The organism is Streptomyces sp. NPDC002446 (assembly GCF_053595675.1).
In genome coordinates this window covers 29,503-43,553 of sequence record NZ_JBSFYC010000049.1, presented here as the reverse complement: position 1 = coordinate 43,553, position 14,051 = coordinate 29,503, and the positions used below count along the sequence as shown (strand labels likewise).

The window sequence follows — 14,051 nt, the reverse complement described above, 5'->3', positions numbered from 1 at the left end:
GCCCGCTCACGCCTGGGTGAGGGCCTGCCGGAAGCCGAACACCTTGTCCGGGTCGTAGTCGCGCGCGATGGAGCGCAGCCGGTCGACGTTCGGGCCGTAGTAGGCCTGCGGCCAGTCGGGGAGGGCCGGGTCGATGTAGTTCACATAACCGCCGCCCATGCCCTGGGCGCCGAGTCCGGCCACGACCTCGCCGACGCTGCGGGTCGTCTGGGCCTCGGCCGCCGCCGTCGTGGTCGCGTAGATCTGTGCCGTGGCGAAGGCCTTGCGGTGCGGGAAGGCGGTCTGCTGGGCGCCCACATCGGCCACCGCACCACCGAGGGAGTCGATGATCAGCGACATGCCCGTACGGCCGGTCATCACGGCGGTCACAGCGCCCGGGTTCTTGGTGGGCTCGCTGATGATCCGCGACGAGGCGACGAACCTCTCCCGTTCGGAGCTGCCCGAGAAGAAGCGCATGGCCTTGAAGTAGTCGCGCTCCTCGACCGTTCGCCGGATGGGCACGACGGGGTCGCAGCGTGCGAGCAGGTCGTCCAGCAAGGGCTGGCAGGCAGCTCTCGGACCGACGAAGCAGCCGGCCACCCGGCAGCCCGGCGGTTTTCCACCGGAGATGTTGAGGTTCGCCCACAACTCCCGGGGCGCGGCAGTGATCCACGGCTGCCATGCGGTCATCACCCCGGTCACGTTCCCCGAGGGGAAGACGAGCGAGAACACCGTCAGCGTCGCCGGAGCCGGGTCGGTCGCGAAGGTGAACTGCGTGACGACCCCGAAGTTGCCCCCGCCGCCACCGCGCAGGGCCCAGAACAGGTCCGGGGTCTGCGAGGCCGAGACCGTCAGCGTCCTCCCGTCCGCGGTGACCATCTCGGCGGCCACGAGGTGGTCGCAGGTGAGCCCGAACTTGCGTTGCAGTACGCCGATTCCGCCGCCCAGGGTCACTCCGGCGATGCCGACGGTGAAGCAGGAGCCGGCGGGCAGAGCGCGGTTCGCCTGGCCGAGTGCGCTGTAGACGTCGCGCAGTGCGGCGCCGGCGCCGACGGTCGCGGTGCCGTCCGGCTGGACGTCCACGGCTGACATGCGGCGCAGATCGAGGGTGAGTCCGCCGTGCGGTGCGGAGTAGCCGACGTAGGAGTGCCCGCCGCTGCGGGCGGCGAGGGGAACCCGGTGTGCGGCCGCCAGCACTGCCTCGCGGACATCGGCCGTCGACTCGCACTGTGCGACCGCGGCCGGCACCTGGTCGTCATTGAGTGGGTTGAAGAGCTTCCTGGCGTCGTCGAACCCGGGATCCCCGGGGCGCAGCAGCGCTCCCTGCATCCGCTGGGCGAGGCTGGCCCAGTCCACATCGGCCCGGGCACCGTCCGTTCGTGCGGCGGTCCAGGTGGAGGTCTTCTCGTCCGTCCGGGCGTGCGTGCCGACCCGGGGCGCGTGGAAGAGACGGTCCCGCGCCATGATCACCATCTCCCTCTGGGAAGTTCGAGGAAACGGGTGAAGGCCAGTGCGCGCACGTCCGTTGGATACGGACATCTTCACGCTAACACGGTGTGATCACCCCCGCCGCTCCAGCCGAGGCCCTCACGCTCCGTACGCCTCCTGGGGGCAGATCCACAGACACGCCGACTCGAAGGAGTGAATCCGTGCACCCATTGTGACGCCTTCGAATCGCCGGACGGATTGGGCCGAACCTACGGTCGAGTCCTTCGGGGATTTATGTGCATCCACCCAAGGAAAGGCTCCTCGATGGGCTCGAAGGACCAGATAGTCCAGGTGAAGATTCATCCCGCGATCGGCATCGCCCGGGTCGGCAACAGTGACAAGCCGCCCTTCATCGGCCCGGAGTCACCGGACCAACCGCCGCTGCCGCCCGGCTCCTACAAGGACGGCTCGGGGAAGATCATCAAGCAGGCCGCCCGCTTCCGGCTCTACGGCTACAACCAGGAGGGGAAGGTCGTCAGGGAACTCACCCTGGACGACCCGGACGTGACCGAGATCAAGTGGTCGGTGCACCTGGCCAACAAGAAACCCGCCTGGTACGACTTCCACATCCCGCTCGACATTCCCGAGGCCGTCAACCTGAAGCCGGAGCAGCGCGGTCGGCGCAACCCCAAGGTCAAGGGAGCGGCGCGCAAGGACCTCGTCAACGACCCCGGCCGCAAGACCATCCGCGCCTCCCAGCACGAGACCGCCTCGTTCGACGGGAAGGTGATGAAGAAGCCGGTCTCCCTGGGCTCGATCTCCACCCAGAGCGACGGCCGTCTGATGGTCGTCGGCGGAATCGGGAAGTCGGCCTCCTGGGCCGACAAGGAGGAGCCGATCACCGGCGTCGCCAACAACGCCACCTGGTACGACGACGTCTCCGACGGCCCGGTCACGGCGGAGGTCACCATCGACGGCGTCGCGAAGACGGCGTCCCCGGCCTGGGTCGTGGTCGCCCCGCCGCACTACGCACCCGGCGTCAAGACCGTCCGTACCCTCTACGACCTGCTCTACGACGTCTACGTCACCGAACGGACGCTGGACCGCGTCCCGAAGCCTTCGTACCCCGACGACATCGAACCGCTGCTGACGCGCTTCAGTGACCTGCAGTGGGTCAACCACGGCTTCGCCACGCAGTTCGGCTGGAAGGGCCCGCACGACTTCCGCGACCCGGCCATGCGCGACCGGCTCGCCGACCCGGGCGAGTCCAGCCGCGAGCTGCGCCGCCAGGTCTACATCCACATGCGCGACTACGACCGCGACGGGATGTCCCCGCTGCCCTGGCCGTGGCTCTACGGCGACGCCATGTCCAGCAAGCCCAACTCCGTGCGGCAGCACATCATGCTCTCGCCCACCCAGGACCACATGCTGGCCCAGTGGGCCGAAGGCCACTTCACCACCGGCCCGACCCGCAAGGGTTACCCGGACGTGGACAAGGCACCCATCGCCGAACGGCCGCGCCTGCTGGACCGGGGCGCGCTGGAGAACTGCGCCGCCGACGCCTTCCACCCGGGCTGCGAGGTCACCTGGCCGATGCGGCACAAGACCATGTACTCCGAGCCCTTCCGCATCCTGCACCGCGCGCAGGGAAGCACGGAACCCGACTACGGCGACGTCTTCAACCTCCAGGAGATGCTGGGCAAGAACGGCCCCTTGCACGCGCAGGGACCGGGCGACCTCACCCGCTGGATGGCCGCCCCCTGGCAGTGCGACACGGCGAGCTGCCGCTCCGGCTATGAGGTGCTCGCCAACCTCGGCCCCCGCTACAGCCCGTATCTGCCGACGTTCTGGCCCGCCCAGATGCCCAACCACGTGCTCAAGAAGTCCGACTTCACGACCGTCAACACCAAGCCGAAGGGCAAGGACGACAGCGCCAGGCAGAAGGCGTTCGAGAACCGGGCGGTGTGGCTGCGCGGCCTGACCGGCACCACCTTCAACGACCAGCGCCGGCAGATGATCGACAAGTGGTTCCAGTTCGGCATCGTCGAGACGCACGAATACACCGTGGGCGACGGGAAGTTCCCCAAGTACATCCAGGTGGAGTCGGAGCCCGGATACAAGAAGGCCCCCGACCACGCCAACCTCATCAACATCCAGGTACCCGAGGCGGGCGTGCCCCAACTGGCCGCCGTGGCCGGCACCTGGATGGGGAGCATCCCGGCCGAATCCGTCGAGGCGGATCTCGTGCAGCAGGCCGTCCAGGAAGTCATGGCCGCGACCGGCCAGAAGGAGTCGGCGATCGCCGCCGGGTACCTGGAGAAGCTCGACCCCTTCCACGGAGCCCAGTGAGCCCCCTGCCCGCCTACGACGTCGTGGTCGCAGGCGGGGGCCCGGCCGGCTGTGCCGCCGCGCTCGCCCTCGTACGGGCCGGGCGTACGGTCCTGCTCGCGGACGCCGGCACCGGGCCGCCCAAGGCCGGCGAGGCACTGGTGTCCGTGGGCCGGCTGCTCCTGGCCGACCTCGGCGTCGACCGACCGGTCCTCAGCACCGGACACCTGCCCTGCCACGGCAACCTGTCCGCCTGGGGATCGGCCGAACTGCAGGCCGTGGACTCCCTCCACGACCCCTACGGCCACGGCTGGCACCTCGACCGTCCGCTCTTCGACCGCCGGCTGCGTGCCGCGGCCCGCGCGGCGGGCGCCGACGTCGCCGAGCACACCGCCGTACGGCACCCGTGCCGGCAGCCGGACGGCACCTGGCGGCTCGCCCTGCGCGACCGCTGCGGCGACCGGGAGCGTACGGTCCGCTGCCGCTGGATGGTGGACGCCACCGGGCGGGGCGCCGCGATCGCCGTCCGCTCCGGCGCCCGCCGGCGGACGGGCGACCGGCTGACCGCCCGCCACCTCACCCTCGACCCGGCCCCGGAGGCCGGGGAGGACAGCCGTTCCCTGGTCGAGTCCGACCAGGACGGCTGGTGGTACACCGCCCTGCTGCCCTCCCGGCACCGGCTGGTCGCCTACTTCACCGACCCCGACCTGCCCGGCGCCACCTGCGGCACCGAGCGGTTCCGCGAACGGCTGCTGGCCACCCGGCACATCTCCCGCCGGGCCCGCCCGCACGGCCTCGCCACGCTGCGGCCGCCCCGCCGCGCCGCCGCCCACAGCGCCCATCTGGACCGGGTGCACGGCGACGGCTGGACGGCCGCCGGAGACGCGGCGGCCGCCTTCGACCCGCTCAGCTCGCAGGGCATCGTCACCGCCCTCTACACCGGGCTGAGCGCCGGCGAGGCGGTGGACGCCCGGCTCCGCGGCGACCGGGCGGCGCTGGCCGACTACGCGGCGAAGGTCACCACCGCCCGTACCTCCTACCAGCACGGCCACCGTGTCGTGCACGCCCAAGAGACCCGCTGGGCCGACCGACCCTTCTGGGCGCGGCGCCGGCGCGACACCCAACCGATCTCCACCCGATGAAAGGCAAGAACGCACCATGAGCCCAACCGAATCCGGCCACCAGCACATCCACCGCTTCCTGCTGCTGGGCAAGAAGAAGCTCTTCTTCTACCACCTGGCGCTGTACAACCCGCAGTCCGGCCACGACTACCAGGCGGTCTTCAGCTTCAGCATCAAGGACGGCGGCGAGCTGAAGAAGATGTACCTGGACGACCTGGCCAAGCACGAGAGCGAGCGGGTCTTCTACTCGCTGCGCTGTCCGCACCACTTCGAGCTCCCGGAGCTGCAGCAGGGCAAGGAGTTCAGCGTCCACCTGGAGCGGGTGGTGGTGAAGTCGGACGGCAGCCGCGACTTCCAGCAGATGACGACGGCCGAGACCAAGGTGGAGTGCAAGAAGGAAGACGTCCTCTCCTTCCGCAGGCTGGGCAATCTGCCCTACCCCGAGTACCTCACCTACCTGGTGTTCGGCGAGGGCGACGAGGTCCACCTCGCGCACCAGCTCGCGGAGCGCCCGAACTGGGACGAGGCCGTCACCATCTCCCCCTCGAAGCCCATCGACCCGGCGATGCTGAAGAAGGTCCCGACGCTCGTCATCGACTCGATCCAGGACGCCCACGACAAGCTGATCGAGAGCCCGCTGAAGAAGGGGCAGCAGTACCAGGGCAAGCTCAACGGGAACGGCCCGACGGTCGACTTCACCGTCGGCCGCCAGGGCTGGTGGAACCACACCAGCCTCAACAACTGACCCGCTGACCTGCCGGTACGACCGCCGGCCCGGTTCCGCGACGACGGTCGCGGCCCGGGCCGGCGGGAGCCTGCCGGGAGCTCAGGACTCCGCGGCCGCCCGGTGCAGGAGCCGTGCCAGCTCATGCGGCTGGGAGAACATCGGCCAGTGCCCGGTGTCCATCTCCACCAGCCGCCACCGCTCGCTCTTCAGCAGCTCGGTCACGTCGTCGGTGGGCTCGGGACCGTCGAGCAGGCACTTGATGTACGTCGCCGGGAGCTCGCCGAGCGGGCGCGCCAGCACGGCCGGCTCGGTCAGTGTGGCGCCGGGGTGCGGCGTCGCGCCGCGCACGATCCGTGCCACCTGATCGTCGGCAAGGCCCTGGCCTGCGAAGTCCGCCGCGGTCAGGGGTGGCCAGCGGTCCTCGTTGGCGGCCAGCGCCGCCTCCACCCCGGCCCGGCCGTCCGGCCAGCCGGAGACAAACGACTCACCGTCGGACGGGACGGGGGAGTCGACGAACACCACGCGGGCCAGCCGGTCGCCGATCCGCTCGGCGGCCTGACCGACCGGGATGCCCGCGTAGCTGTGCCCCACCAGGACGACATCGCGCAGATCGAGGCGTTCGACCTCGGCGACGATGTCCCGCACATGGGTCTGCTGCCCGGCCGGCACGCTCTGTCTGTCGGCGAGTCCGGAGAGCGTCAAAGGGTGCGTTTCGTGCCCGGACGCACGCAACTCCGGCACCACCTCGTCCCACGCCCACGACCCCAGCCATGCGCCCGCCACCAGCACGAATTCAGCCATGGCCAAAACCTAGCGCAGCGTTCTGGCCGCGCGCAGCCCCAGGGCCCGACCTCAGCGCCTCCGCTCGTACACCGTCACGCGGCGACCCCCGGTCTCGACGGAGCTGACGGCGGTGAAGTGCCGGGCGAGGACCGCGCGTTTGACCGGATCGCCGGGCGACTGCGGAACCCGGGAGGAGCCGGCGCCGCCCGCACTGTCGCTGTCACTGACGACGACGATGCGCCGGTGGGCGAGCATCGCGGCCCGTATGCGCTCCGGTGCGGCCTCGATCCCGTACAGGGTGCCGGAGTCGACCGGGCTCTTCGCCAGCGCGAGGTCGTCGAGTCCGCTGAACGCGCCGGGCGTGACGAGCGCGGCGTCCCGCCGCTGGTGGGGCAGGAACACGACGCCGTCTCCCGGGCGGGCGACCGCCGCGACCCTCTGCGCCGCCACTCGCACGTCGTCCGTCCGGCTCGTCGGGGCGCGCAGCCCCAGCTCCAGGGGCAGCAGCGCCACGAACGCGACCGCCACGACCCCGGCGAGCAGCGTCCCGCGGCGCGCCCGCCCCCAGTTGCGGCCCCGGGCCCGGCCGTACGCCGGTACCGCCCAGGCGACGGCGGTACCGACGAGCAGCGACAGCCCGGTGTAGCTGAAGAGCACATAGCGGTCGACATAGAGCGGCTCGACGAGCCAGGAGGCCAGCAGCAGCCCGAGTTGCGGGACGGCGAGCAGCGGCAGCCCCACCGCGACCGGCGACAGCTCCGCACCCGCGCGGCGCGGTACCCGGGCGCACACCACGCCGACCACCAGCATCGCGGTCACCCCCAGCAGGCTGGCGGCGGACGCGGGCTGTATCCACGACACCTGCACCGCCTGCGGACGGCTGGCGAGTATGAGCGGCAGCGTGCCCGCCACTATCACCACGACGGCCGTCAACCAGCGTGCCGCTAGCGGGCGTTGGCCGCGACGCCAGGCGATGAGCACCGTCCAGCCGTGGGCCGCCACCGCGAACAGCGACAGCCAGTTGAGCAGTCCGGTGACCAGCATGACCGCCGTGTAGGCGCCCCAGCGCCACGCCCAGGCGGCGCGCCACGGGCGGCCGGAGCGCGCGTCCCTCCCGCCGTCCGGGCACACCGCGCCCACCAGGAGCCAGGTCGCCACCGCGACCCCCGCCGTCACCAGCGCGAAGGAACGTCCCTCCTGCGCGTACCGCTGCATCACCGGCAGCAGGGCCAGCACCAGCCCGGCCGAGAGACCGGCCAGCGGCCCGGCGAGCCGGCGACCGGTCGCCGCGGTGGCCGCCACGGCGACGATCAGGCCCAGCACGGAAGGCAGCCGCAGGGCCGCCAGACTCGCTCCGAAGACCTCGAACACGGTATGTATCAGCAGGTAGTAGAGCCAGTGGACGACATCCACCTGCCCGGCCAGGTGCCAGATCTCCGGTATGGACCGCTGGGCCACCTCCCACGTCGCGGCCTCGTCCCGCCAGATCGCGCCCTGACGGGACAGCCCCCACAGACCCAGGGCCAGTGCCAGCAGCGCGGGCGCCCCGACGGCCACCCGGCCCGCGGTCCGGTGTGTGCCGGTGGGGGAGCGGGCGGCCTTCCGCGCGAGGGCGGCGGCGGGTCCGTGATCAAGGTCAAGAGACATGCCCGGACTATACAGTCGATGTATACATGAGAGGCCTGCCCTGCGCGGGTGCGCTCTGCGGCGATGCCCGGACCACGGTGTCCGCTCACCTAGACTCGGCGAATGGCGAAGTACTTCGACGTGCACCCGGTAAATCCTCAGCGGCGCACCATCAGCACCGTGGCCGACAACATCCGCTCCGGCGGCCTCGTCGTCTATCCGACGGACTCCTGTTTCGCGCTGGGATGCCAGCTGGGCAGTCGCGACGGCATCGACCGCATCCGGTCCATCCGCAACCTCGACGACCGTCACCACTTCACCCTCGTGTGCCAGAACTTCGCGCAGCTGGGGCAGTTCGTACAGATCGACAACGACGTGTTCCGCACGATCAAGGCCGCAACGCCGGGCAGCTACACCTTCATCCTCCCGGCGACACGGGAGGTGCCGCGCCAGCTGCTGCATCCGAAGAAGAAGACCGTCGGAGTCCGGATCCCCGACCATGTCGTCGCGCAGGCCCTGCTGGCCGAGCTCGGCGAGCCGCTGCTCTCCAGCACCCTGCTGCTGCCCGACGAGGACGAGCCGATGACCCAGGGCTGGGACATCAAGGAACGGCTCGACCATGTCGTGGACGCGGTGGTCGACTCGGGCCCCTGCGGCACCGAACCGACCACGGTCATCGACTTCTCCGGTGGCGAGCTCGAAATCGTACGCCGGGGTGCCGGCGACACCGCGCGGTTCGAGTAGCCGCACCCACGGCACCCGCTCGCGGCAGGCCCACGCCCTCGCTCCCGCGTTCCCCGAGCGGTCGGCACGCCCTGCGCCTAGCGTGAGAAGTCGGAGAGGAGTGAGTCACCATGAACGATTTCCCGCAAGGCGCGCCGTGCTGGGCGGACGCCATGTTCAAGGACCTCGAAGGCGCCAAGACCTTCTACGGCGAGGTGCTCGGCTGGACCTTCGGCGAGGCCGCCAGCGAATTCGGCAACTACACCCAGGCCTACTCCGGCGGCAAGGCCGTGGCCGCGGTCGTCCCGCCGATGCCGGGCGGCGACGACATGCCGTCCGCCTGGTGTCTGTACTTCGCCTCCCACGACGTGAACGCGACCGCCGAGAAGATCAAGGGCGCGGGCGGCACCCTGCTCATGGAGCCGATGCAGGTCGGCCCCTTCGGCTCGATGGCGCTCGCCAAGGAGCCCAGCGGTGCCGTCTTCGGCGTCTGGCAGGCCGGAGAGCACACCGGCTTCGAGAAGACCGCCGAACCCGGCGCGTACTGCTGGGCCGAGGTCTTCACCCGCGGTCCCGACAAGGCCGACGCCTTTCTGAAGAAGGTCTTCCCGTACTCGGCGCAGAAGATGGAGCCGGGCGACGAGTGCGCGGGCCAGGACATCGACTTCAAGGTCTTCAGCCTCGGCGGCACCGGCAACCCGGTGCTGGGCCGTATGAAGATGGGCGAGGAGTTCCCGCCGGAGGTCCCCTCCTACATCCAGATCTACTTCGGCGTCGCGAACTGCGACGACGCCGTCGCCAAGGCCCAGAAGCTCGGCGGCCGGCTGTACTTCGGCCCGATGGACAGCCCGTTCGGCCGCTTCGCCGCGCTCAGCGACCAGCAGGGCGCCGCCTTCGCGGTGATCGACATGAGCACGACGACCGGCGAGATGCCGCGGATGAGCGACGCCTGAGCGGCGGCTCGTGTCCCCCAGCGCGCCGCGGACGTCAGCCCGTGCGCACGGCGTAGGTGAGCGCGCGTTCGCCCAGCATCTCCTCGACGAGGTCGAGGAGTTCCAGCACGGCCCCGGCGATCTCGTCGGGAGTCTCGCCCGCCATGATGCGCCGGCCGATCTCTCCGTAGACCAGCGAGTGGATCCAGCCGATCTGGCTGGCCATCAGGCGCGGCGTCTGGTCGTCCGGAGCGGCCCCGGTCTCCTCGGCGAGGACGGTGCCGAGCGCCTCGGTCATCTGCCGGCCGAGCTCCTCCAGGCGGGCGGTGAGGGTGGGGGCGGCTCGCATCATCATGAAGACGCGGCCGAAGCCCGCGGTCAGGCCCACCTTGCGGTCACGGCGCCGCAGTTCGTCCCGCAGGTGGTCGAGCACGGCCCGCACGGCGGACTCGCCCGGCCGCCGGGCGCGCACGATGTCGGCGAGCCGCTGCGGGGAGGCCTGGTCCGGCGGCAGGACGAGATCTTCCTTGGCGTCGTAGTAGTTATAGAGGGTGTTGACCGAGACCTCCGCCGCCGCGGCGACCTCGGCGATGGTGACGTGGTCGAAGCCCCGCTCCACGAACAGGCCGATGGCCACCTCGGAGATACGCTGCCGCGTCTGCCGCTTCTTGCGTTCCCGCAGCCCTTCGCCCTTGGTGCCATCGATCATGACCGCAGCTTAGCCGGGTGCGCGGGCAGCCCCTGGGCGGAGTCGCGACGGCGGTCAGCACCGGATCGCCTACCCAGCCCGGCAGCGCTCGGGGGCAGGGCGTCGGGGCCCAGGTCGTGAAAGAGGGCCGTTGGGCCGCACCGTGTTGTCCGTTCGTGCACTCGTGCTGCGGTCCGCGTAGCCTGGTTTCTGGCACCAACCTGATCTCGGCCAACGAGGGAAGGCCACGATGAGTCAGATCATCCGGCACCCTGAGGGGAAGTATCGGCCGCCGAACGAGTCACACCTGCTACGCGGCAGACGACTCTTTTCCCGCATGAGCACTTGCTGGCTGCAGAGATCGCGAATGTTTCGAATTCGCCGGGAGGTGAAACGTCGGGTTCCCCTCGCCCGGCGATGGCACCTGCGGAAGACGCCCGCAACCTTCCTTCGGATATTCGCATTCGTCGGCGCGGCGGCATTCTTATCCTGGCTAGGACTGGCCATCTCTGCCATTGTCGGCCCCGATCCTGGATTTGTCGAGGACATCTGCAAGGATAGGGCTCGGTCATGCGGTGCGCTCATCAGTTTCACCACGCCATTTCTCGCCCTGGCGTTGAGTGCCGCAACATTTCTCACTTTGCGCTATTTCAAGACAATTCGGCGGGTACGTCGGACCGCCGAGAGGAACCCGCGCGATTTGGTTCCCACGGCGGGGACGATAATCGATGAGGTGGTCGGCCGGGAAGAGCTGTGCTCGGTAATAGCGCAGGCCCTTCGCGACCGCCGCAGTCGCCGGCCGTATGTGCTCGTGGGTGGCGTCGGCAGTGGAAAGACGGCGGTGCTCGTGCAGTTGACGCAGGTACTGGCCGAAAAGGGAGCACTTCCCGTCCCCATCCATCTTCGGAGAGCAGACCTGGACAGCAGAGAGCTCAACTTCAGCGAGTTGGCCAAGAAACGGTTCTGCGATCTGGTGGACCCAGGCGTTATATCCAGAGCGCAGGCCGAACGTGTGTGGCGACAACTCTGCATGGACGACAAGGCCGTCATCCTCGCCGACGGACTGGAGGAGGCGTTCTGCGACGACGAGCGGCAGGCGGAACGCGACGGTTTGATTCGCCGGGCCATCGAACGGGCCGAGCAGCAGCGGATTCCGCTGGTGATCGCCTCGCGTCCGCACGCTGCACTCCAAGGCACCCGGGCAGCCGTGATCGATCTCGAACCGCTCAGCGACGAGGCGGCGCTCACTTACCTGGCACAGCAGGACCCCGATGCGGACAACCGGCGACTCGACTGGATCGTGGAGACGGCCGCGGTCGCGGAGTCGCCTCTCTATCTGCAGATCGCACGTCAGCTTCGACAGCACCAGCTCCTGGAACATTTCGAGAGCGCCAAGGAGCGGGACCAGATAGATACCCGGGGCAGTGACCGTTCGGGAATCCGGGTGAGACTCCTGAAAACTTGGGTCAAGGCCCTCGTCGACGGCCATCTGCGCGCCCAGTTCGATATCCCAAAGGAGCAGCGTGAGAGAACCGTAGAGGTGATTTCGGCCATGGCCTGTATTGGCCTGCTCCAGGATAGCCAGGAGGTTAGTTTTGACGAACTGATCAAATGGCGCGTCGACAAGAAAGGGCCTGGGGATCCAGAGATTCGCTACCCGAAGATCCTCGATGAATTGAGGGAACGCGTCAGAGGGCTACCGGAGGGCGGCGCCTCGGAAGCCTGCTGGCGAACCACGCTGTCGCAGTTTGCGGAGCACGGGGAGCAACTCGGTCTGGTTGAGGCATACAGCCGCAAGGTGAGGTTTCCGCACAGCATCCTCCAGGCTTATCTTGGCTCCAGTTTTCTCGACGCCGTTCAGCAGGGTCCCCAACCCGTCCTTGAAACAGCGCTGGCCAACCCGGGTCGTGAACTCCTTATTGCCTTGATCATGCGCTCGCGGCGCAACCCGGACAAACCTCAGCGAGCCACAGTCAACCTGCTCACCAAGGCTGCTGCGGATCGCCAGGACGACAAAGCATTCGATCTGTACGCCGCGGCGCTGGAGATCGATACCGGCACGATCGATGATTCGGCTCATCTGGATATTGCCAAGACGCTCCTGCAGCGCTGGCCGGACCTCAAGAACGGCGACGCGAGAACACTCGGCGAAGCGAAACTGCGGCTCGTGCAGTGCTTCGGCGAGGCGGCCCGCCGTCTGGACGGACCACACAAGGGTGCGGATACCAAAAAATGCGTGAGACCCGCCTACACGGAGTTGATGCGGATCAGCTGGAAAGAGACCGGCTATCCCGTCAGAGTGGCCATAGCCCAGGAGATCGGCTCGGGAGGAGATAGCGCGTTCGATGCGCTGCGGCAGCTTTTCCCTTGGCCGAACAAGAGGGAGGAGCCGGGCCCTGACAATTACGATCCCTGGGAACAGTACAAGAAGGCCATGGCTGACCAGAAGTACGAGGAGAACTTGGAACGCGAGAAGAAGTTGTCCACTTTCGCTGCATCCCAGCCCCAGACCTGCCAACACACGGGGAAACGGACCGCAGTCGAAATATGGCGCGAGTTCGTCACAAGGGCTTGGCTGGTTCCCATGGTTGTGGGTTCTGTAGGAACCGACCGGAGGAGTGTGGCCCGGGAAAGGTTGGATCTCTGGCTGCAGCATTTGGTCCCGGACGCCGCGAATGGAAAGGCCGATCTCCCCATCTCCCTGGAGATCGCTCTCGCCCAAGGATTCAAGGGTGCCGCGAACCGCCGAAGGCGGCACCCCGCGACCTCCAACGAGACCCGCGAGTTCCTCATCGAGCAGGCGGAACGCATGCTCACGCACGCGCGCTACTGGTACTCACAGCTCACGCTCATCCACGCGTTGTGTCTGTGGGAGCTGCCGGACAGCGGCGACGAACTGGCGGGCGCGGAAGGCGGGAGGCGGGCTGGTGCCGAGCCGCTGCAGGCCGTGGAGCGTTGGCTGAGTATGGCCGGCAGCGAACAGGCTCCCGGTGATCGACCCGCGGACGAGTTGACGGCCGAGGGACGAAGGCGCCTGCACCCCTTCGTGGCCGAGGCCGGGGACCTCGCGGCGCTCGCGCTGCAGACCGGGCATCCGGAGCGGTTCATCTGGATCGACGAGACGGGGGCCACTCTCAAGATCGGTTCAAGTCCCGCCGATCCGACCGTCTATCGCAAACACAACCTGTGGATCCCCCCGTCAGGGGGCTGGAGCACACTGCACCCGCGGGCCCAGCAGCTTCTCGCCGACGTCCTCCTGCTGCTCAACCTTACGGAACGGGACGGGCTCCTGATCGATGAGCGGCTGCAGCGGACCAGCCGGACGGAATTGCCGCCCTGCCTGAAGACGGACCGGACGGTTCTCCATCCCGAGCGAACGGTCGGCATGCCGGGTAGGGCCGAGCCCGGAACGTGCTGCCTTCGCGGCTGCAAGTTCGAGCTGTGTCCCTACCCCGCGAAGGGCGAACACCCAGCCGGTGAGCTGCGTGAGCCCTTCTGCAGGCAGCAACAGGCACTGGCGAGGAGTCGTCGGAATGCAGGTTGGCAGGGCATGACCAATCGTGAACTCGGCCGGTTCTGGGGAGCAATGGCGGAGAGAACCCGCACGCCTTCGAAGGCAGAGGCAATAGGTACGGGGCTCCGCATGCGGCCCGGCCACCGCCGCAGGCTCAGACGCCGGTAAATGCAGCGCCACCCCTAGGCTCACCGGCGTCGGC

Annotated in this window: 10 protein-coding genes; 6 read left to right on the top strand and 4 right to left on the bottom strand. The window is 68.9% G+C overall.

Annotation, left to right across the window (positions count from 1 at the left end; all coding sequences use genetic code 11):
- Nucleotides 1-6 precede the first annotated feature (6 nt).
- A complete protein-coding gene (locus ACWD6P_RS25120) occupies nt 7-1,443 on the bottom strand; it encodes an FAD-binding oxidoreductase (protein WP_451446421.1) in 1,437 nt (478 codons plus the stop codon).
- A gap of 288 nt (nt 1,444-1,731) precedes the next feature.
- Between ACWD6P_RS25120 and ACWD6P_RS25115 the strand changes: the two genes are divergently transcribed.
- The 3 genes from ACWD6P_RS25115 to ACWD6P_RS25105 are packed head-to-tail and all read left to right on the top strand — an operon-like array spanning nt 1,732 to nt 5,601.
- Nucleotides 1,732-3,756: a LodA/GoxA family CTQ-dependent oxidase gene (locus ACWD6P_RS25115; RefSeq protein WP_451446420.1), complete on the top strand. Its 2,025-nt coding sequence runs from the start codon at nt 1,732-1,734 to the stop codon at nt 3,754-3,756.
- Nucleotides 3,753-4,877, top strand: coding sequence for an NAD(P)/FAD-dependent oxidoreductase (locus ACWD6P_RS25110; protein ID WP_451446419.1), 1,125 nt, complete (start codon nt 3,753-3,755; stop codon nt 4,875-4,877). The genes ACWD6P_RS25115 and ACWD6P_RS25110 overlap by 4 nt, the downstream gene beginning before the upstream one ends.
- 16 nt (nt 4,878-4,893) lie before the next feature.
- A complete protein-coding gene (locus ACWD6P_RS25105) occupies nt 4,894-5,601 on the top strand; it encodes a hypothetical protein (protein ID WP_451446418.1) in 708 nt (235 codons plus the stop codon).
- Between the two features lie 81 nt (nt 5,602-5,682).
- On the opposite strand, the gene ACWD6P_RS25100 is transcribed toward ACWD6P_RS25105, so the two are convergent.
- Together ACWD6P_RS25100 and ACWD6P_RS25095 are read right to left on the bottom strand one after the other, a co-directional pair.
- A complete protein-coding gene (locus ACWD6P_RS25100) occupies nt 5,683-6,384 on the bottom strand; it encodes an alpha/beta fold hydrolase (protein WP_451446417.1) in 702 nt (233 codons plus the stop codon).
- A 51-nt stretch (nt 6,385-6,435) separates the two neighbouring features.
- Nucleotides 6,436-8,013 carry a glycosyltransferase family 39 protein gene (locus tag ACWD6P_RS25095; protein WP_451446416.1) on the bottom strand — a complete coding sequence of 526 codons (1,578 nt, stop codon included), beginning with the start codon at nt 8,011-8,013 and terminating at the stop codon, nt 6,436-6,438.
- A 102-nt stretch (nt 8,014-8,115) separates the two neighbouring features.
- Here ACWD6P_RS25095 and ACWD6P_RS25090 point away from each other — a divergent pair, with 102 nt between their 5' ends.
- A complete protein-coding gene (locus ACWD6P_RS25090) occupies nt 8,116-8,736 on the top strand; it encodes an L-threonylcarbamoyladenylate synthase (protein ID WP_451446415.1) in 621 nt (206 codons plus the stop codon).
- A 110-nt stretch (nt 8,737-8,846) separates the two neighbouring features.
- On the top strand, nt 8,847-9,668 hold the full coding sequence (locus ACWD6P_RS25085) for a VOC family protein (protein ID WP_451446414.1): 822 nt from the start codon (nt 8,847-8,849) through the stop codon (nt 9,666-9,668).
- Nucleotides 9,669-9,702: 34 nt separating this feature from the next.
- Here the strand turns inward: ACWD6P_RS25085 and ACWD6P_RS25080 are convergent, their stop codons facing one another.
- A complete protein-coding gene (locus ACWD6P_RS25080) occupies nt 9,703-10,356 on the bottom strand; it encodes a TetR/AcrR family transcriptional regulator (protein WP_451446413.1) in 654 nt (217 codons plus the stop codon).
- 346 nt (nt 10,357-10,702) lie between these two features.
- On the opposite strand from ACWD6P_RS25080, the gene ACWD6P_RS25075 reads away from it, so the two are divergent.
- On the top strand, nt 10,703-14,017 hold the full coding sequence (locus ACWD6P_RS25075) for an NACHT domain-containing protein (RefSeq protein WP_451446412.1): 3,315 nt from the start codon (nt 10,703-10,705) through the stop codon (nt 14,015-14,017).
- Nucleotides 14,018-14,051 lie beyond the last annotated feature (34 nt).